The 18,536-nt window shown below is 39.3% G+C and carries 19 protein-coding genes and 1 pseudogene; 5 read left to right on the top strand and 15 right to left on the bottom strand.

Annotated features, from left to right (window positions below):
• Positions 1 to 4: 4 nt before the first annotated feature.
• The 5 genes from CVT00_RS08755 to CVT00_RS08735 all read right to left on the bottom strand — a co-directional run bounded on the left by CVT00_RS08755 (position 5) and on the right by CVT00_RS08735 (position 3,587).
• Positions 5 to 802, bottom strand: a complete 798-nt coding sequence (locus CVT00_RS08755; RefSeq protein WP_107914849.1) for a UDP-N-acetylmuramate dehydrogenase — start codon at positions 800 to 802, stop codon at positions 5 to 7.
• Positions 799 to 1,068, bottom strand: coding sequence for a flagellar biosynthesis protein FliQ (fliQ, locus tag CVT00_RS08750; RefSeq protein ID WP_223154231.1), 270 nt, complete (start codon positions 1,066 to 1,068; stop codon positions 799 to 801). The genes CVT00_RS08755 and fliQ overlap by 4 nt, the downstream gene beginning before the upstream one ends.
• Positions 1,065 to 1,880, bottom strand: a complete 816-nt coding sequence (locus tag CVT00_RS08745; protein ID WP_230853817.1) for a menaquinone biosynthesis family protein — start codon at positions 1,878 to 1,880, stop codon at positions 1,065 to 1,067. The genes fliQ and CVT00_RS08745 overlap by 4 nt, the downstream gene beginning before the upstream one ends.
• A gap of 112 nt (positions 1,881 to 1,992) precedes the next feature.
• Positions 1,993 to 2,490, bottom strand: coding sequence for a chemotaxis protein (locus CVT00_RS08740; protein ID WP_103611799.1), 498 nt, complete (start codon positions 2,488 to 2,490; stop codon positions 1,993 to 1,995).
• An 8-nt stretch (positions 2,491 to 2,498) separates the two neighbouring features.
• Complete coding sequence (locus tag CVT00_RS08735) at positions 2,499 to 3,587, bottom strand: nicotinate phosphoribosyltransferase (protein ID WP_107914847.1); 1,089 nt, start codon at positions 3,585 to 3,587, stop codon at positions 2,499 to 2,501.
• 100 nt (positions 3,588 to 3,687) lie between these two features.
• Between CVT00_RS08735 and CVT00_RS08730 the strand changes: the two are divergent.
• From CVT00_RS08730 to CVT00_RS08720, 3 genes and pseudogenes are all read left to right on the top strand, one after another.
• Positions 3,688 to 3,921: pseudogene (locus CVT00_RS08730) on the top strand (molybdate ABC transporter permease subunit); the annotation flags it as partial.
• Positions 3,922 to 4,006: 85 nt separating this feature from the next.
• Entirely contained in the window at positions 4,007 to 4,459 is a 453-nt protein-coding gene (accB, locus tag CVT00_RS08725) for an acetyl-CoA carboxylase biotin carboxyl carrier protein (protein ID WP_002940019.1), read from the top strand.
• A complete protein-coding gene (locus CVT00_RS08720; RefSeq protein ID WP_004317853.1) occupies positions 4,459 to 5,790 on the top strand; it encodes an acetyl-CoA carboxylase biotin carboxylase subunit in 1,332 nt (443 codons plus the stop codon). The genes accB and CVT00_RS08720 overlap by 1 nt, the downstream gene beginning before the upstream one ends.
• Before the next feature lie 157 nt (positions 5,791 to 5,947).
• Here the strand turns inward: CVT00_RS08720 and CVT00_RS08715 are convergent, their stop codons facing one another.
• From CVT00_RS08715 to CVT00_RS08675, 9 genes are all read right to left on the bottom strand, one after another.
• The gene (locus CVT00_RS08715) at positions 5,948 to 6,499 is read right to left on the bottom strand and encodes a DUF2393 family protein (protein ID WP_107914845.1); all 552 of its coding nucleotides are present in this window, start codon (positions 6,497 to 6,499) and stop codon (positions 5,948 to 5,950) included.
• Positions 6,499 to 7,029, bottom strand: coding sequence for a DUF2393 family protein (locus CVT00_RS08710; protein ID WP_103558976.1), 531 nt, complete (start codon positions 7,027 to 7,029; stop codon positions 6,499 to 6,501). Before CVT00_RS08710 ends, CVT00_RS08715 begins: the two co-directional genes overlap by 1 nt.
• Positions 7,019 to 7,753, bottom strand: coding sequence for a bifunctional phosphoribosyl-AMP cyclohydrolase/phosphoribosyl-ATP diphosphatase HisIE (gene hisIE / locus CVT00_RS08705; protein WP_103558975.1), 735 nt, complete (start codon positions 7,751 to 7,753; stop codon positions 7,019 to 7,021). Before hisIE ends, CVT00_RS08710 begins: the two co-directional genes overlap by 11 nt.
• A 2-nt stretch (positions 7,754 to 7,755) precedes the next feature.
• The gene (locus tag CVT00_RS08700) at positions 7,756 to 8,868 is read right to left on the bottom strand and encodes a prohibitin family protein (RefSeq protein WP_021088100.1); all 1,113 of its coding nucleotides are present in this window, start codon (positions 8,866 to 8,868) and stop codon (positions 7,756 to 7,758) included.
• A gap of 16 nt (positions 8,869 to 8,884) precedes the next feature.
• Entirely contained in the window at positions 8,885 to 9,799 is a 915-nt protein-coding gene (locus CVT00_RS08695; RefSeq protein ID WP_103558974.1) for a branched-chain amino acid transaminase, read from the bottom strand.
• A 100-nt stretch (positions 9,800 to 9,899) separates the two neighbouring features.
• Positions 9,900 to 10,541 carry a thiol:disulfide interchange protein DsbA/DsbL gene (locus CVT00_RS08690; protein WP_021088891.1) on the bottom strand — a complete coding sequence of 214 codons (642 nt, stop codon included), beginning with the start codon at positions 10,539 to 10,541 and terminating at the stop codon, positions 9,900 to 9,902.
• A gap of 26 nt (positions 10,542 to 10,567) precedes the next feature.
• Positions 10,568 to 12,283 (bottom strand): phosphoethanolamine transferase, encoded by a 1,716-nt coding sequence (locus CVT00_RS08685; protein WP_107914843.1) that lies wholly within the window; start codon positions 12,281 to 12,283, stop codon positions 10,568 to 10,570.
• Between the two features lie 8 nt (positions 12,284 to 12,291).
• Complete coding sequence (gene bcp / locus CVT00_RS08680; RefSeq protein ID WP_107914841.1) at positions 12,292 to 12,789, bottom strand: thioredoxin-dependent thiol peroxidase; 498 nt, start codon at positions 12,787 to 12,789, stop codon at positions 12,292 to 12,294.
• Positions 12,786 to 12,989, bottom strand: a complete 204-nt coding sequence (locus tag CVT00_RS08675; protein ID WP_103616072.1) for a tautomerase family protein — start codon at positions 12,987 to 12,989, stop codon at positions 12,786 to 12,788. The genes bcp and CVT00_RS08675 overlap by 4 nt, the downstream gene beginning before the upstream one ends.
• 113 nt (positions 12,990 to 13,102) lie before the next feature.
• Here CVT00_RS08675 and CVT00_RS08670 point away from each other — a divergent pair, with 113 nt between their 5' ends.
• On the top strand, positions 13,103 to 13,507 hold the full coding sequence (locus CVT00_RS08670; protein WP_021084112.1) for a hypothetical protein: 405 nt from the start codon (positions 13,103 to 13,105) through the stop codon (positions 13,505 to 13,507).
• On the opposite strand, the gene CVT00_RS08665 is transcribed toward CVT00_RS08670, so the two are convergent.
• A complete protein-coding gene (locus CVT00_RS08665; protein ID WP_430516353.1) occupies positions 13,504 to 16,953 on the bottom strand; it encodes a DUF748 domain-containing protein in 3,450 nt (1,149 codons plus the stop codon). The genes CVT00_RS08670 and CVT00_RS08665 overlap by 4 nt on opposite strands.
• A 46-nt stretch (positions 16,954 to 16,999) precedes the next feature.
• On the opposite strand from CVT00_RS08665, the gene CVT00_RS08660 reads away from it, so the two are divergent.
• Positions 17,000 to 18,532, top strand: a complete 1,533-nt coding sequence (locus tag CVT00_RS08660) for an ABC transporter substrate-binding protein (protein WP_103558969.1) — start codon at positions 17,000 to 17,002, stop codon at positions 18,530 to 18,532.
• The last annotated feature ends 4 nt before the right edge of the window (positions 18,533 to 18,536 follow it).

Here is an 18,536-nt window from a genome sequence, read left to right as displayed (position 1 = left end):
ATCCTTATAAAATGCAAACTTCAGTCTTAAGCTCTACGCCAAATTTCTCTAAAACTCTAGCCTTCGCCAAATTTATAAGGCTAGTGGCGTCTTCAAAGCTTGCGTGGTTAAAATTTATCAAAAAATTTGCGTGCTCTTCGCTAAATTTCGCTCCGCCGATCGCATACCCCTTTAGTCCAACTGCTTCAATCAATGCCCCTGCAAAGTGCCCATCTGGATTTACAAAACAGCTGCCAAAGCTAGCCCCTTTTGGTTGGTTTGCCCTTTTTGCGCTTATGGCTTCAGATATGCTCGCGTCAAAGCCACTAGAAAGCTTAAATTTAGCCCCCAAAATAGTCTCATCTATGCCGCTGTGGCGGTAGCTAAAGCTTATCTCATCTTTGCTCACCCAGCCACGAGCCAGACGCACATGTGTGAGGTTGTCGCTTATGCTAAATTTAAGCAGCCCAGCGTTCATCTTGATAAGTCCGCCAAGCGTGCCAGGGATATTTTTTAAAAACTCAAGGCCAGCTATGTTGTTTTGCTTGCAGAAGTTATAAATTTTGGCTGATTTTGTCGCAGCACCTATCTCAAGGCAAATTTTTTCATCACAAATTTCTAAATTTATGTACTCAAAGTTCTTGCCAAGCATCGCCATTTTTGGGGGATTTGGCGAGATAAGAAGGTTGTTGCCCCCGCCTATCATCACAGCGCCTAAAAAGTGAGGCGAGCTTAGATCTTCAAGGCTTGTAACCTCGAAAATTTCATGCACGCCGCCTATCCTAACCGAGGTAAATTTAGAAAAATCAACAAGCCTCGTCACTGGATAAATTCCGGTATAAAATCAAGCATACGAGTGGTAAATTCAACCATCATCGAGATCATCCAAGGCATCAAAAATATGATGACAACGACGACTAGCAAAATTTTTGGCACGAAGCTTAGCGTGGTTTCGTTTATCTGCGTGGTCGCTTGAAAAATGGAGATGATAAGACCTGCGATTAGTCCGCTTAGTAGCATCGGAAGGCTGATATAAAGGGCGATCTTAAAGGTTTCAACTCCAAGTGAGACAAGCGTGCTTTGCATCAGCTAAACCTTACTTCGTTGTATTCAGTTGGGATTAGGTAGTCGTTTACGTCAATCGGCTTTTCAAAAAAGCCTTTGTCATAGCCTATTTGATATAGCTTATTTAGCGCTTTTAACTGCGTTTCGTTCATGCTTATTGACTCGTCATTTGCGTATAAATTTAGATACGTTTTAAGCTCGTCTTTGCCAACTCTGATGAGGTTTCGCTCCATTAGCATGTGAGATAAAAATGGCTTGTGCGAAGTGGCGATCCTAACGGCCTCGCTAAGCACTCTCTCGCACTCGATCGCGTCGGTTATGGGCAGGCTTCGTCTAAGTGCCATGCCACCAAGTGGAAGCGGTAAATTTTCGCCGTTTAGCTCGCTCCAGATGTCCCAAATCTCACGCTCGACGCAGAGCTTGTCAGAGAAATTTAAGATACTTTCATGTATGAGCACGCCAGCATCGACCTCGCCGCTAAGCACGGCATTTTCGATCTCTAAGAAATTTTTATAAACGATCCTTGCCTCTGGGTAGGCTATGCGAAAGAGCAGGGCGTTTGTCGTGTTTTTGCCAGAGAGAGCGACCTTGAAATTTCGCTTTAGCTGCTTATCTTTTAGCTTGATAAGCTTTGGGCCGTATCCTTTGCCAAAGCTCACCGCACAGCGCAAAAGTGCAAATTCATCACAAATTTTAGGATAGAGTGCAAAGCTGATCGCTGTTGCTTCATAAGTGCCTTTTAGTGCCTCTTCGTTTAGCGTTTCTATATCAAGCGCCTTTGATGTAAAGGCTAAATTTTTACTGCTAACCCAGCCAAATTTGACCGCGGCATACATGAAAATATCGTCAGCATCAGGCGAGTGAGCGACGTTTATGGTTTTTAGATTGTGCAAAGATGATCCTTTTTTTGATTACGCCATTTTAATGAAATTTATTTAAAATAAAGTTTTAAGGGCGATTTTGAAACGATTTTACCAGCTTTGCCTCTTTGAAATTTAGCACGTATTTCACGTCTATGGCGTCTTTAGCACCTTTTCTTCGAGCTTGGAGCGTCGAGTAAAACGGATGTTTAAGTTCTAGCATCTTAAGTAACTTTTGATCGCTATCTTCTTTTTTTATATTTTCAACGATTATTGTCGTTATAAATTTGCCCTCAAACTCGTAAAATGGCCAGACTATCACGCCAGCGTCGCTTGTTTTAAAGTCCGTGATTTTAGATTTTTTAGGGATATTTAGCATGGAGATGATCTTTTTGCGGGAGCTGTCCGCATTTTGCACCGAGATCACCTTTACGAGCAGGTCTTTTTTGACTCCGATGCCATTTTGGCTAAAGCGATAAACTCCGTCTTCAAGGATGCCAACTTTTTCAAAGGCGTTAGCGTAGTTTGCGGCGATGCAAGCAGTCAGTAAAAGCGACAGAAACGTTAAAATTTTTATAAATTTCATCTTCTCTCCTAAAATTTAACTCTCTTTAGCCTATCTGAAGCGAAATTTTTTCTGCCAAATTTAGCCTCACTTTTGCCATTTAACTCGACTAGATCGCCTGTAAAGCCACAAATGTCATTTTTAACAAGATAGCTTCCCACGCCATAAATATCAACTGGGGTTTTAAATTTCTCAAATTCGCTCATTTTTTGCGGATTAAAACCTGAGCTAACGACTATTTTAACGTGCTTGAAGCCAGCTTCATCAAGTGCCTCTCTTAGGGCAAATATAAGCTCCTTGCAAACGCCATGGGGGTCAAATTTACTCGTATCTTTGCCTTCAAAATATCTATCTATCAAATTTTTACTAGTATCAACCCTAACCGCGCCAAGCCTCTCTTTTAGGGCATTTGCAGCCTTTAAAGCGTCTGTTATCACGTCGTTGTTGTAATCAACCAAGGCCGTGATCTGCTCGTTTTCAAAGGTTTTAGCATAAATTTGGCAAGCCTTTACCACATCTCCGCCGCACATTTGAATGAGCGCATGAGGCATGGTGCCACCACCTTTTAGCCCTGTAAGCTCGCCCTGAGCGTCTGTGGCGACCTTTTTTATACCTCCGATAAATGAGGCATAGCCGTCGCCTGGCTGCGTGCAGATGTCGTCTTGTCTGTCTGCCATGCTAAAGACGTCCTTGCCATTTGCCGCTTTTATCACGTCTCTGGAGTTTGTCGCTACGCAGCTTCTTCTAGTAAGCGTCGCGTCGATGACGTTTTCTAAAAAACCGAAATTTTCATACTTGCCGCTTATCTTTAAAACTGGCTCGTTTGCGTTTATGATATCGCCATCATCAAGTGCGTAAATTTCAAGCTCGCTTGGGTTTTTGGCAAATTTATTGATGATGGCTAAAACCTCGTCGATGCCACAAAGCACGATATCATCGCGCCTTTGGAAAAACTGCATCGTCACGTGCTGATCAGGCAGGTTTTGCTTAATTATCTCATTTACTTTTAGAAAATATTTCGCCGTAAAGTAGCCCTCGCCGATCCTAGGATCTAGCTTAAAAGTCTTATCTGTTAGCCTATCTATCTTGCCTTGCATCTTTAGCTCAAGTTCGTTCATGTCTATCCTTTTGTTTTGGCGAGATTATACCATTTTGGCAAAATTTGGCGCAGGCAAAAGGGCTAGTGAATTTATCAAAAGGCAATCTTTATGCCTCAAAAAAAGCGTGGCAGCAGCCTTTATCCTAGCGATCTCACGAGGGCTTGGCGAGGTTGGTATAACGCTCATTTTAGGTGGCAATATCATAGGCAAAACAGACACCATCTCACTTGCTATCTATAACGCTGTCTATGACGGCAGAAGCGATCAGGCACTCGCTTTAAGCCTTGTTTTAGTTGTGCTTAGTTTTATCTTATTTTTTATTATAAATTTGCTAGAAAAAAGTAGAATTTAGCACAAATTTTATGCCAGCTAAAAATTAAATTTATTTAAATTTCGCTACAATTAGGGGCTTATATAAAAATTTAGGAGAATTTTCTATGAAAAAAGAAGATATAAAAGAGCTTATCGAATTTTTTAATGGTATGGAGATGAATCATATCAAGATAAAAAGTGGTGATTTTGAGGTCGAGGTAGAGAAATTTGCTGATTATTGCGCGCCTGCAAAGCCAGCGGCACAAGCAGCAGCTCCAGCGCCAACACCTGTAAATGTTGTCGTTAGCTCAGAGGTAAAACCAGCTGCAAATTCGCCAAAAGATAGCATAAAATCTCCTATGGTAGGTACTTTCTACGCTGCTCCAAGCCCAGGCGCTGCACCATTTGTAAAAGTAGGTCAAAGAGTGAGAAAAGGCGATGTAGTAGGCATCATCGAAGCTATGAAGATCATGAACGAGATCGAGGCTGAATTTGACTGCCAGATCACTGAGATGCTAGTCTCTGACGGACAGCCAGTTGAGTTTGGATTGCCGTTGTTTGGCGTGGAGAAAAATTAATGGAATTAAAAAGAATTTTAATCGCAAACCGCGGTGAGATCGCTCTTCGTGCTTTGCGAACGATAAAGGAGATGGGTAAAGAAGCCGTTGTAGTTTATTCAACCGCCGACAAAGACGCGCTTTATGTAAAATACGCCGACGTAGCCATCTGCATCGGTAAAGAGCGCTCAAGCGACAGCTACCTAAACATCCCAGCTATCATAAGTGCAGCTGAGATCAGCGAAGCAGACGCTATCTTCCCAGGTTATGGCTTTTTAAGTGAAAATCAAAATTTTGTTGAAATTTGCTCACACCACAAGATCAAATTCATTGGACCAAGCGTTGCTGCGATGGCTTTGATGAGCGATAAGAGCAAGGCAAAACAAGTCATGCAAAGAGCCGGCGTGCCAGTCATCCCTGGCTCAGACGGCGCTGTGGCTGATACAAAAGCTGCAAAAGAGCTAGCCAAAAAGATCGGCTATCCTGTCATCTTAAAAGCTGCGGCAGGCGGCGGCGGACGTGGTATGCGCGTGGTTGAAAAAGAGGCTGATTTAGAAAAAGCGTTTTGGTCTGCTGAGAGCGAGGCGATGAGTGCATTTGGCGATGGCACGATGTATATGGAAAAATATATCCTAAATCCACGCCACATCGAGGTTCAAATCATCGGCGATAGCCACGGCAACGTGCTTCACATAGGCGAGCGCGACTGCTCTATGCAGCGCCGTCACCAAAAGCTGATCGAAGAGAGCCCAGCTATCTTGCTTGATGAAAAAACAAGAGAGAGGCTACATGAAACTGCCATAAAAGCAGCAAAAGCGATCGGCTACGAGGGAGCTGGTACGTTTGAGTTTTTGGTTGATAAAAATTTAGACTTTTACTTCATCGAGATGAACACAAGGCTTCAAGTCGAGCACACAGTTAGCGAAATGGTAAGTGGGCTTGATATCATCGAGCTTATGATAAAAGTGGCTGAGGGTGAAAAGCTACCGTCACAAAAGAGTATCGAGCTAAAAGGTCATGCGATCGAGTGCAGGATCACAGCTGAGGATCCAAACACCTTTACTCCGTGTCCTGGCAAGATCACAAAATATGTCTGCCCAGGTGGCCGCAATGTGAGAATGGATAGTCACATCTATCAAGACTACTCTATACCGCCGTATTATGATAGTATGATCGGTAAGCTCGTAGTTTGGGACACAGATAGAAATAGAGCCATTCACAAGATGAAAGTAGCTCTTGATCAGCTCATAATAAGCGGCATAAAAACAACAAAAGATTTTCACATCGCCATGATGGAAAACAAAGACTTTTTAAGCAACAACTACGATACAAACTATCTTTCAAGACATTAAAACTAAATTTTAAACCATTGCCTTTTGGCTTTGGTTTAAAATTTCTTATTTTATATATAAGCCAAATTTTTAGGTATTAAACTTTTTAAATTTAAGAGAAATTTAGCCAGTTTGTAACTACAAAATGCAATAAATACTAAAAATCTATCTAAATTTATTAGTAGCAACTAAGTTTTGTGATATTCATACCATTTTTAAAATATGGCGGATAGGGCATAGTTACGGTAAATGGCACAACTTTTTGCTTTGGTAAATTTTGAGCTACGTCAAATTTGTATGCAACAGTGTTTGGTCTCTCGTCCTCATCGCCTCCAAAAATCCATGAGAAAAATGAAATCCCGCTTGGTTTAAATAGCGCTTCGCCACCAAGATCGTTTTTATTTAGCGGTTGATTTATGAGCTTAATTGTAAGAGTACATTTGCTAATGGTAAATTTGCCGACATTTCTTACTTGACCTCGAAAGACGATGCTTTCATTTCTTAACACTCGCTCGCTCTTTACGCCCTCGACTATGCCCTTTTTGGTGTATTTGTCAAGAACTAGCATCAAAAAAATGGCAAGCGTGGTTGAGACCAAAATATTTGTAAAAAGCAGTGATAAAAATAGCTTTCGCTCAGCTCTAAGTGAGAGCACAAGAAATAAAATAGAAAGTAGCGCGATCGCGAAAAGCACGATGATATGAACGATGGTAAAGTAGTTTGAGCTCATCAAAAACACTCCGCTTTTTTGGTGATATTGTAGTCAATGAAGGCAAAGTCATTGACAAATTCTCTTATCTGCTTGCTCTGCTTTGGCAAAAGCGCTTCATTTAAAATGATACGTTTTTTAGCAAAAGGGTTTAGTGAATTTAGAAAATTTCTCGTGCTTTGCGTTGAACCAAGGTAGAAGCCAAGCTCGATTTTGCAAACGTTTAATGTGTAGTTTGAATTATTTGTGATGTTAAAATCAACCATTAGCGCATCGACATATTGAAGCTGCTTTGTGTTTATTTTGCTTATGCTAACTGGTCTTAGATTTTCATTTATATATTTGTTTGCGTAGTAGTTACCTGCAAAAAGTCCCAAAAAACCAGCTAGGATAAATAAAAATCCTATCTGCCACCATGATTTTATCGCAACAAAAATTCCTAAAAGAACGATAAATATAAAGGCTAAAAATACCCAACCATAGGCTAGAAAGTCAATAAGTTTGGCGTTTTGAAGTATGAAAAGTATGTTGTGCTTGATGCTATTTAACATCTCGCGATCTTTTTTCTTCGATGCCACTCATGCCAAAACGTCTTGCAAACTCGTTTTTGACGGCATCTGGATGTATGTTATGGGCTGAAAGTGCCACAAGCGCGTGAAAGCAAAGATCAGCTGCTTCATAGATGAGGTCATTTTTTGCCCTTTGCTCATCTTGTTTTGTCTGCTTGGCAAAACTAAGCTCTTTTGCCGCCATGACAAGCTCTGTAGCCTCCTCGCCAACTTTTTTTAGAATTTGATTTTCACCTTTTTTAAAAAGGCTAGCTACGTATGAGCTTTGCGGATCTGCGTTTAGCTTCCTATCTTCTATAACGTGATAAAGCTCGTCAATGACGCCGTAACTTGGCTTTTTGACCTCGTTTTTTTTATCTGAAATTTCTAAATTTTCTAAATTTATCTCGTTAAAAAAGCATGATCTTGCCCCAGTGTGACAAGCAGTGCCTCCCTTTTGAACGACTTTTAAAAGCAAGGTGTCGTTGTCGCAGTCTAAAAACGCAGACTTGATCTCTTGCGTGTTGCCGCTTTCTTCGCCCTTTTTCCAAATTCTATTTTTAGTGCGTGAAAAGTAGTGAGCGTAGCGGCTAGATAGAGTTAAGCTTAGTGCTTCTTCGTTCATATAAGCAAGCATCAAAACCTCGTTTGTAGTGTGATCGCAAACCACCACCGGAAGCAACCCACCAACCTTTTGCCAGTCTATACTTTTTGCTACGCTATTCATTTTTACCTTTCGCTAACTGAGCTAGCTTTTGCCCTATCTTTTGCATCTAGCCAGATATTTGGCACAGCTCCACCAGGTGTTAAGAAAATTTTGGCATCTTTGTTCTCTTTAAGAGCGTCGTTAAATCTATTTTGCGTCTCGATCTGCTTTAAATTTAATAAATTTTGATCGACACTTTTTGCGATCTCTTTGTTTGCATATGCTGTCGCGTCAGCTTCGATCTTGATAGCATCAGCCTTACCTTTTGCCTCGATGATCGCAGCTTTTGCAGTGCCTTCTGCAAGGGCAGCTTGTTTTAGAGCCTCTTGATTTGCCCTCTCGACCTCGTATTTTGTCCTCTCGGCCTCTTGTTTAGCGATCTGGACACGCTCGATCTGCTCTTTTACCTTTGAAGGCAAGATGATCTCACGAAGCTGTACAGTTAGAAGCTCGACTGGCTTGTTTGGCTGTGAGTCGATATCTTTTCTTATGCCCTCATCGATCTGCCTAGCAAGGTCGTTTCTTTTAGTTGGTAGCTCTTCGGCTGTATATTTACCAGCGATGCTGCGAACCACGTCACGCACGACAGGATCAACGATCTTGCTCTCCCAGCTAAGACCCCAAGATGCGATAGTTTGTGGTGCATTTTCTGGATTTAGGCGGTACTGCACGGTGATATCGATGCTAACTGGTAAATTTCTAGCGTCCAAAACCGAGATCGAATTTTTGCGTAAAATTCCAGCTCCCTGATAAGACTTTTGCAAGCTCTCGCCCATGTCCTCGCCTGAAGTGTAGTTGATGATCCTAACTCTGGTATCAACTACGATGATGTTTTGGATAAATGGCAAAAAGAAGTGAAATCCTGGTTGTAAAGGATTTGGCTCATATTTACCCGCTGTGGCTTTGATGCCGACCTCGCCTGAGTGTATCACTTTAAATGGCTGAGTGATAGCAAGGATCGCGATAATGGCGATTATGATGTAGGCTAGCGCACCAAATTTGCCAAAGCCACTTGGTATATTTGGCATTTTAAAATCCTTTTTAAAAGGTGGCTCTTTGTCATTATTTTGACCTGAGCCTCTGTTATCATTACCTGGCTTTTTTTTGTTGAAATAATCATTTAAATCAGCGGGCATTTCGTTCCTTTAAATCTTAAATATATGTTAAAAATGATTCGTATTTTTTGTTTAGACCATAAACTACGTCAAAGTAAGCTTTTTGTAGTCTCTTTGTCACTTCGCCTCTAGCGCCGTTGCCGATGATGCGGTTATCTATGCTATTTATCGGCGTTACTTCAGCTGCAGTGCCAGTGAAAAATGCCTCGTCAGCTGTGTAAGCCTGATCTCTTGTGATGCGCTCTCTTCTTACTTCGATGTCAAGATCGTGAGCTAGTCTTATGACTGTATCTTGAGTGATGCTAAGTAGGCTGTTGTCATTTGGTGGAGTGATCAATGCGCCATTTTCAACGATAAAAAAGCACTCGCCTGGACCTTCAGCTACAAAACCCTCGCTATCAAGGAGTAGCGCCTCGTCGTATCCAGCCTCTTTTGCTTCGTAGTTTGCCATTTGTGAGCTTAGGTAGTTTGAGCTAGCTTTTGCTCTGTTCATTTGAGCAGCAGGAGCTAGTTTGGCAAAGCTTGAAATTTTAACTCTGATGCCTTTTTCTAGGCCCTCATCGCCAAGGTAAGCACCCCATTCCCATGAAGCGATAGCGGTTTGAACCGGTGCTTTTGTGTGCGCTACGCCCATCACGCCGTATCCTAAAAAGATAAGTGGGCGGATATAGACGTTGCTGTTATATTTGTTTGCGCGAAGTAGTTCGATCTGCGCTTTTTCAAGCTCTTCTTCGCTGTAAGGCACATTTAAAACGGTCATTTTTGCTGATCTTAAAAGTCTTTTTGTGTGGTCTTTGAGTCTAAAAATAGCTAGACCTTTTTTTGTTTTATAAGCTCTTGTGCCCTCAAATACGGCATTACCATAGTGCAAAGAGTGAGTTAGAACGTGTAATTTCGCATCGTCCCATTTTACTAGTTTTCCATCCATCCAGATGAATTCTGAAGCGTTCATAATTAAACCTTTCTTTTTTAGAAATTTGATCCGAGTTTATCTAAAATTGCTTTAAATTTACATTTCTAAGCCCAAAATGTCCGTAAAATTTAGGCTAAAGTTACTTATCTAAAAGCTCTTTTATCGTCTTTGCCATCTCATCGATCGACGATGCTGCGCTTAAATTTATCAGATACTTGCCGCTTACCACAAAGGCTGGTACACCGCTGATACTTGCTACATCATAAGAGGCAAACCACTCGTTTAAAAGCTCTTTTGCACGATCTGAGCTTAGCGCTTTTTCGTATTCGTCTTTGCTCACGTGAGCCGCATTTAGCGCTAGATCTATAAATCTTTGCTTATCTTTGCCATCATTAAAGTCATCTTTTTCATCGTGTCTTGCTTTGTAGATCGCAAATTTAGCTTGCTTAAATTTAGACTCATCACTTAGCAGATCAGTCCCATTTGCCTCATCTATCGATATAAGAGCGGCGAAAATTTTACTTGTAGTCTCGCCAAGCTTGCCTTTGGTGCTTAGGTGATATGGGATAAATTTGACTCCGTCAAGCTTTGCCATCAGCTTTCTTGTGATCGTTCGGTCAAATTTATAGCAGTGAGGGCAGTCGTAGCTAAAGACCTTGACGACTGAGTTTTTAGGCACGTTAAGCGGTTTTGCTAGAGTTTGATACTCCACACCTTCAGTCAGTGCTGATAAATTTAGCGCAAAAAACGCACTTAAAATTAGCATTTTTATAAGCTTCATCTTTGCTCCTTATTATTTTTTGTCATTTACCATTGCGGCTTTACATTTTTAATATTTTCATAGTCAGTACCATTTACTAGACGCTTTCTGCTCGCATTAAATTCACCACTTATTAAACTTCTTGATGCGTTATATTCAAGTGGTTTTGTACCTATGATGTCGGCAAAAGTGTGAATGATGTCATCACTCATAAATTTATAATCTTTTGCCACTTCAAGCTTTTGCCAAATTTGTGGATATTTTGCTTTAAATTTATCAGTACCTATAAAAATGAGTGGAATTTCTAAAACAAAGCGGTTTATCATGCCATGGCCTCTTATGCCATCTATCTCAAAAAGAGCCTCGCCATGGTCTGAGAGATAGACTATCAAAGCTTCATCGTCTTTGAAAATTTTATAAATTTCATTTATCACGTAGTCATTATAAAGTACGCTATTTAGATACCATGCAAAGCTCTCTTTTTGTCCAGGATTCATTTTGTTTTGCAGATCATTAGCTGTAAATTTTGAAAAATCTTTTGGATACCTTAGGTCGTATTTAAAGTGGTTTCCCATTAGGTGAATGATATAAAAATTTGACTCTCCAAGACTTTGTTTTATCTTTGAAATTTCAGGCAAAAGTATGCCATCTGTTTCTCTGCCGGCATAATTTGTAGCTGATGCAAATTTTTGTGTAAAAAATGTGATATCACTTCTATCTGCAACACTTTTTTGTGTTGTAGAATATCCGCCGATATTGCTTTGATTACTTATCCATGCTGTTTTGTATCCTACTAGACTAAACATATCAACGATGTTTAAACTCTTGCTCCAAGGCTCTTTGCTTTCATAGTTTGAGAAATTTAAAACCTTTGAAAGAGAACCATTTGTATATGTGTCAGGGGCGGTAGTATCTGTATAGATTATGGCATTGCCACTTTGCTTTAATGCCATTAAATTTGGTGTAGTCGGCAAGCCAAAGCCATAAACGCTCATCTCGTTTCTTTGTAAGCTTTCACCGATCACAAAGACTACATTTGCTACTTTTTGCTCAGCTTTTATGTTTTGATTTGCTGCTTTAGATACGTCGTAATCTTTTAAAATTTGTTTATTGCTAGCTAAAAAATTATCATCTAAAAGATATTTTTTTAAAACAAAAGCGTAATTTATCAGGATATGTTCTGATAGCTTACTTATAGCTCTATCAGCTTTATTAGACGATATTCTCATTGCTGATTTTGTAAAGAATACAGCTGCAAAGGCTATATAAATTACCGAAAGGACAATGATAGTTTTTCGGCTAAATTCTTTTGTGCTAGATCTTTTATATCTTGTCATAGCATAAAAGATGATACACAAAAGTATAGCAACTACTAGATATTTAGCTTCAAAAAATGTCTGGAAAAACTCACCGGCTTCATCTGGATTTGTGTGTAGCACACTATCTATTATTGCTATATTTATATCTGTTTTTAAACTTGTTAAAGTGAAAAAATTTATAAAACATAGAATAAAAATTATTAGTGCATAAACTAGATAAAGCCCTTTAAACAGCCCACGACTTAGCAAGTAAAGAACATGTGTGATAACTAAATTTAATAAAAATATAGTAGTTAAGCTTCTTGCCATATGCATAAGAGCTATACGGTCAGTTCCTTCAAAAAAGTAAATTTTGTAGATATTTGCGATAAACATTACAAGCGTTGTAACCACAAATATATTTATAAATGGACTTTTTATAATTGTATTAAAAAATTTGGTCATTTTTTACCTTATTTTACTAGATCAGCTAGCACTTTTGCGGCGTGGTCTTTGGCTTTTACGCTTTTATAAATTTTAACTATCTTGCCGTCTTTGCCGATCACAAAGGTGCTTCTGGCGATGCCAAGATACTCTTTGCCGTAGTTTTTCTTGACCTGCCAAACGCCATAAAGCTTTGAAATTTCTTTATCCTCATCGCTTAAGAGGATGTGCTTTAAATTTTGCTTTGCGATAAAACCAACATGCGACTTTACGCTATCTGGGCTAACGCCGATGATAACGGTATCATTTTTGATAAACTGATCGTAGTTTGCGCTAAATTCGCAAGCCTCAGTCGTGCAGCCTGGAGTGTTGTCTTTTGGGTAGAAGTAAAGCACCACGTTTTTGCCTATAAAGTCCTTTAACGCGACCTTTACGCCATCTTGATTTAGTGCTTCAAACTCTGGCGCCTTATCGCCAACTTCAAGCGTTATCTTTCTCTCAATGTCTGCTTTGATAAATTCGCTCATTTTGTCCCCTTTCTTTTATCCTCTACGCTCTCGCCACCTACGCCGATATTGCCAGCGTCATGAGTTTCGATAAAGATCATAACCGCCTCTTTTTTCTTGCCAAGCACTCTTACAAGCGTCTCGGTTACCTCTTTAAAAACTTGATCTTTTTGCTCTTTTGTAGGCTCTGGGCCTGCTATTTTGATATTAACATAAGGCATTTTTGCTCCTTTTTTAAGATGCAAAATATTAGCCAAAATGAGTGAAATTTCAGATTAAAGCCGTTATTTAAGAATTTGGCATTAAAATAAGCAAACTTCCAAAAGGAGCAAAAATGGACTATAACAGGCAAAATAAGGGCTTTGTTTGCTTTATGTATGGCTTTGGACGAAGCAGGGCGGTTTATGCAGTTTTGATGATACTAATGGCGCTTTTAGCTGGTTTTTTAACACTTACTTCAAGTGCTCAAGCTGACGTTTCAAATTTACAAATAGCCCTTGGCATCATACTTTGTGGCCTTTTGCTGATCCTTGTAAATCCTAAAATTTTCATCATCAAGCTAATTGGCTACTTAATCGCTTTAGCTGGTGTTATGATCGCCCTTCACAACGCAAATTTGCTGGGAGCTGATTTTAATTTATACTTTTACGCAAGCCTTATTTTTGGAGCATTTATGATGCTTATGCTTCTTAGCTGGTTTGTCTATAATGCAAGAAGCAGCGAAATAAATGAAATTTAGTTCGCCACTCCCATTAGCACGCTTGTGTAGGTGTTTTGCTTAGGCTCTGAGCTTGTTGCATCGTTTATATTTATGCGGCCAGCCTCAAGCCCAGCTTTTATAAGCGCCTCTTTTACCGCATTTGCACGCTCATTTGCAAGCTCTATTAGTTTTGCTTTATCGACCTCGATGCCCTTTAGCGCCTCTTCTCTTAAGGCTTTTTCGTTTCTATCTTTTAAATTTGGCACAAGCTCATTTAAAACTGCGATGTAGTCTTTGCCGCTTGAAGCGATGATTTGATTGATCTTTTGATCTAGTTTTTTATTTTTATAAAAGCTCTCATCGAGTTTTGAGTATGTTGGCGTTATGCTAAGCTTCATTTTAGGTTTTGAGCCAGTTAGCTTTATAAAATCAGCTATCTTAGGCGCTTCTGAGCTTATAAGCTCGCTACTTCCAGCAAGAAAATCAATAGAGCTAAGATCTTTGCTGCCAAGTCCTAGGGCGTTACCTAAAAATCTAAATGGAGCTAGCGTGATGTCGGCAAAGAGCTTTTTTACTGCAGCCCAGATGACGCCGCCATATTTAAAGTCAGGATCGTCTAAATTTCCCTCAACTGGCAGATCGATGTTTATTTGATTATTTTGATCGCTAAGTATCGAGATAGCAAGCGAAAGCGGTAAATTTACAGCATCTTTTGACTCGACCTTCTCTCCAAGTGTAAGTGAGTCAAAATTTATAAAATTTGAGCCATTTAGTTTTGAGTCGGTGACGCTATAGTTTAGGTTTAAATTTAGCTTGCCTTTTTTGATCTTATAGCCCACAAACTGCCCGCTATAAGGTGTCACGTTAACTAGATCGATATTTTTAAAATCAAGCTTTATATCGGTATTTTGCTTTAGCTCAAATGGAAAGAGTTTTGCAGTGATCTGTGCAAAGCCATTTTTGCCAACCACACCTTGAAACTCGCCTGAGCTTGGGCGCTTTTTATCGATGTCGGTGAGCTTGCCATTTAGCTTTGAGATCGTTGTGGCAAATGGCATAAATAGCGATGCGTCCGAGAAATCAACCTCGCCATTTTTTAAAGAGAAATTTTTAACGCTAAATTTTAGCTCGTCCTCTTTTTTGCTAGCCACTTTTTTGCTCTCAGGTTTTGCCTCAGTTTTAGCTTTATTTTTATCCTCTTTTACGATCTGAGATAGGTTAAATTTACGCTCTTTGCTTAGATGCGCCTTGATAAATGGCGAATTTAAGCTCACTCCGCTTATGGCAAGGTCATTTTTGGCAAATGAAATTTTTTCAAGATCTAGGCTTTTAAAGGCGACCAGTTTTTCAGCTTTTTTGCCATTTAGCCTTATATCTTTTATGCTAACTTTTGCGTCTGCTTTGATATCTTTTGCGTAGCTTATCTCAGCGCTACTCTCAAGCTGTCCGCTAGCTAGATCGGCCTCTAAAAAGGGCTTTGCATAGGCAAAATACTTTGGTAAATTTGTATCATTTAGCTTGATCTTCGCACTCACATCAAGTGGCTCGATCTTTATCTTGGACTCAACATCCAAATTTAGCTTTTGCGAGCTCTTCATCGCCACTTTTGCGTCAAATGGCTTGCTAAAATCACTACTTAAATTTGCTACTTTTACAAAAAGATTATCAAATTTATGAGCGATCTTTTCGCCTTCAAAAAGATGCGTTAAAGCGATGTCTGCGTTATTTACACTTATATTTTTTACATCAAATTTAAACTCATTTTCTTTGCTTTTTGAAGCGCTTTTATTTTCAGTATTTTTCTCTACTTTTTTAGTGTGTTTTGCCGCCTTTGTAGCTTTTGCGCTCTGCTCGCCAAATCCTAGCTCATTTACAGCACTTAGACCATTGTCGTTTAGTTCTGAAGTAAATTTAGGCTTATTAACATCGACACTAGCGATATTTAGAGCCATTTTTAAAAGATCAAAGCTTATGCTCTTTATCGCCACATCAGCGACGCTTGCTATATCTTTATTTTTTGCTTTAAGCTCTATGTTTTTTACGTTTAGCTCATCAAGGCTCGCAAGGCTCTTGTTGCCATCTATTGTAAAGCTTGTATTTGTCACGCCAGCGCTTGCTACATTTGCATTTGCGCTTTTGCTAAGTGGCGCGTTGATGCCATTTAGTGCTATTTTTTCAAGCGTTAGGGCGGTTTTGTTATTTACTAAATTTAGATTTAAATTTGAAGCATTTATATCTTTTAATTTTGCTAAATTTCTATCTACTTCATCTATTTTTAAAGCGTTTACACCCATATTTTTTAGCTTGGCTGTGGCGTTTAGTTCGCTTTTTTCATTTAAATTTGCAAGCAGCGAGATCTCATTTAAATTTAGTGATTTTACGCTTGTGGAGATAGCATTTTTAAAAGAGATATCATTTAAATTTATAGCGCTTAAATTTAGCGCCGCCTCTGTTTTATCTGCTATCTTACTATTAAGGTCAAATCTTGGAAGCTCTAGCTCGCCAAGGCTAAGCTCATTTGCGCCTTCATCTAAACTTAGTCCTTTTACATTTAAAAAGCCATCTTTTAAATTTATCTTAGTTGCGTTCTCATCGGCTTTTAAAGCGTAGTTTATCTTTAGGTTTATAATGGCATTTTTGAGATTTAACGTGTCATTATCGATGAAGCTTATCGCAACTGGCTTTATACTAAAGTCCTTTATGCTGACGTTACCCTCTATTTTTAGTGGATTTAGCTTGATATCGCCATTTAGATCGATCTTGTGCGCTAGGCTTGAGTTTGAGTCAAAGATGTGACTACCAGCGCTATTTTTCTTCGTATTTAGCGAGCTTAGCTCGTAGTTTATATCATCAAAGCTTACATTAAATGGCTTTGTTAAATTTTGATCGCTATATGAAAATGAGCCTTTGATGATTTTTGCGTTATTTAGCGCAAAATTTATCGAGCTAGTGCTGTTATCTTCGCTAGTTGCGTTATCATCGCTTATAAAATTGCTAAAGTTAAAATTTGCCTTTTTATCTCTTGCGATCTTTACTTTTGGCTCATCTAGCCTAAAAATGTCTATCTCAACTAGCTTTTTAAAGATAGAAAATGGCTTTAGCTTAAGGTCGATCTGCTTCGTGCTAAAAAGCGGTGAAGTGGTGTTTAGCTCGGCATTTGTAGCATTTAGCTCGAAGGTAAAGGGATTAAATTTAGCATCACTTACAAAAAGCGTTGCGTTGTAGTCTTTTAGGTACTTTGGCGCGATATTTTTGATAGCATAAGGCAGACCAAAAAAGCCAAGAAGCGTGTAGATAAGCAAAAGTGAAACTACGCAGATGCCAGTGATCAGGGCTATTTTTTTCTTTTTATCCATTGTGAAATTTACCTTTTTGTCAGCTAAAATAAGCCCTGATTTTACTTTAAAAAAGGTTAAAAGATAGTTAGAAATTTCAAATTTTCTATACAATGAATTTACATTTATCTTAATAATACTTTTATGCATTTCGTATTACTATTCGTCAAATATTTTTTAAACAAAGGAGCAAGTGATGAAGAGGTCTTTGGTTTTATTGTTTTTGTTATTTTCTGCCTTTGCTTATGCAAATGAAAATGCCGTTGTAGTCGCTATCGAGGAGCAAACACCTCGTATAAACCCACTTTACGACGAGGATCACGATCCTACGCTTTCGCTAGTTTTTTCTGGACTTACTAGCCACGATGAAAATAGCCACGTGGTGCCTGAGCTTGCCAAGTCTTGGCAGGTGAGTGATGACGGGCTGGAGTATATTTTTGAGCTAAGAGATGATGTTTTTTGGCATGACGGGGTGAAATTTAGCGCAAAAGACGTTAAATTTACCATCGAAGCGGCTCAAGATAAGAAGCTAAACGCGCCTGCTATCTCAAACTACGAGGTGGTAAAAAGCGTTGAAATTTTGGGTGATTATAAAGTTAAGATCACGCTTAGTGAGCCTTTTCCGCCTTTTCTTGACGCACTTAGCTTTGGCGTTTTGCCTGAGCACATTTTAAAGGGCAAAGATATCGCGACTGATAAATTTAATGACGCCCCTATCGGCACTGGCGCATACAAGCTTGTAAAATGGAAAAAAGATGAGAGCTTGGAATTTGCGGCAAATGAGAAATTCTATAAAGGCGGGCCAAAGATAAAAAAGGTATTTTTTAAGATCGTCGGCGATGAAAATTTAAGACTAGTTGGACTAAAAAGCGGCGAGATCGACGTTGCGCTCATCTCTCCAACAGGGGTAAATTTCATAAAAGATGATAAAAAACTTGGCCTGCTTAAGTTTAAAAGCGCAGACTATAGAGCTTTGATGTTTAACCTTGAAGATCCTATCTTTCAAGATAAAAATGTAAGGATCGCCCTAAACTACGCCGTAAATAAAGATGAGATAGTTAAAAGCTTATTTCATGGATATGCAAGCGTAGCGAATAACCCGATAGAAAAAAGCTTTGCAAATGGCAGCGAGTTTAAATTTAGTTACGATCCGCAAAAGGCAAAAGAGCTACTTGAAAAGAGTGGCTTTAAGAAAAATAAGGCTGGCTTTTTTGAAAAGGACGGCAAGGAGCTTGGCTTTGACATCTACGCCTTTAATAACGACATCTTAAGAGTCAATTTAGCTAAAATTTTAAGCAGCGAGCTAAATAAATTTGGTGTAAAAGCCAAAGCCTACGCAAAGCCAAGAACAGCCTTTAGCATAAGCAAGGTAGATAGCTTCGTGATCGGCTGGGGAAGCCCGTTTGATCCAGACTTTCACACATATAGAATTTTTGGCGGATTTGCCGATGTGAGCGTAAATGAAAATGGCTGGAACTTTAGTCACTACAAGGACGAAAATGTCGATAGCGCCCTAAAAAACGCGAGATACACAAAGGACGTAGAGCTTAGGAAAAAATACTATAAAGAATTTCTAAAAGCGCTTCATGAAAATCCACCTTACATTTTTATAGCCTATCTTGACTATCCGCTCGTTTTTAATAACAAAATTTCAGGCATCAAGACGCAAATTTTGGGGCATCACGGGGCTGGATTTTTATGGAATATAAGAGAGTGGCAAGTAAAATAGTGGA

Origin of the sequence: Campylobacter concisus (assembly GCF_003048675.2) — a bacterium.
Lineage (GTDB): Bacteria > Campylobacterota > Campylobacteria > Campylobacterales > Campylobacteraceae > Campylobacter_A > Campylobacter_A concisus_F.
The sequence above is the reverse complement of the archived record's forward strand: the minus strand, read 5'-3'. Positions and strand labels throughout refer to the sequence as shown.

Coding starts and splice junctions, on each gene's coding strand:
- CVT00_RS08745 (WP_230853817.1), bottom strand. CDS start 1,880: ATGTATGCCGCGGTCAAATTTGGCTGGGTTAGCAGTAAAAATTTAGCC.
- CVT00_RS08740 (WP_103611799.1), bottom strand. CDS start 2,490: ATGAAATTTATAAAAATTTTAACGTTTCTGTCGCTTTTACTGACTGCT.
- CVT00_RS08735 (WP_107914847.1), bottom strand. CDS start 3,587: ATGAACGAACTTGAGCTAAAGATGCAAGGCAAGATAGATAGGCTAACA.
- accB (WP_002940019.1), top strand. CDS start 4,007: ATGAAAAAAGAAGATATAAAAGAGCTTATCGAATTTTTTAATGGTATG.
- CVT00_RS08720 (WP_004317853.1), top strand. CDS start 4,459: ATGGAATTAAAAAGAATTTTAATCGCAAACCGCGGTGAGATCGCTCTT.
- CVT00_RS08715 (WP_107914845.1), bottom strand. CDS start 6,499: ATGAGCTCAAACTACTTTACCATCGTTCATATCATCGTGCTTTTCGCG.
- CVT00_RS08710 (WP_103558976.1), bottom strand. CDS start 7,029: ATGTTAAATAGCATCAAGCACAACATACTTTTCATACTTCAAAACGCC.
- hisIE (WP_103558975.1), bottom strand. CDS start 7,753: ATGAATAGCGTAGCAAAAAGTATAGACTGGCAAAAGGTTGGTGGGTTG.
- CVT00_RS08700 (WP_021088100.1), bottom strand. CDS start 8,868: ATGCCCGCTGATTTAAATGATTATTTCAACAAAAAAAAGCCAGGTAAT.
- CVT00_RS08695 (WP_103558974.1), bottom strand. CDS start 9,799: ATGAACGCTTCAGAATTCATCTGGATGGATGGAAAACTAGTAAAATGG.
- CVT00_RS08690 (WP_021088891.1), bottom strand. CDS start 10,541: ATGAAGCTTATAAAAATGCTAATTTTAAGTGCGTTTTTTGCGCTAAAT.
- CVT00_RS08685 (WP_107914843.1), bottom strand. CDS start 12,283: ATGACCAAATTTTTTAATACAATTATAAAAAGTCCATTTATAAATATA.
- bcp (WP_107914841.1), bottom strand. CDS start 12,789: ATGAGCGAATTTATCAAAGCAGACATTGAGAGAAAGATAACGCTTGAA.
- CVT00_RS08675 (WP_103616072.1), bottom strand. CDS start 12,989: ATGCCTTATGTTAATATCAAAATAGCAGGCCCAGAGCCTACAAAAGAG.
- CVT00_RS08670 (WP_021084112.1), top strand. CDS start 13,103: ATGGACTATAACAGGCAAAATAAGGGCTTTGTTTGCTTTATGTATGGC.
- CVT00_RS08665 (WP_430516353.1), bottom strand. CDS start 16,953: ATGCATAAAAGTATTATTAAGATAAATGTAAATTCATTGTATAGAAAA.
- CVT00_RS08660 (WP_103558969.1), top strand. CDS start 17,000: ATGAAGAGGTCTTTGGTTTTATTGTTTTTGTTATTTTCTGCCTTTGCT.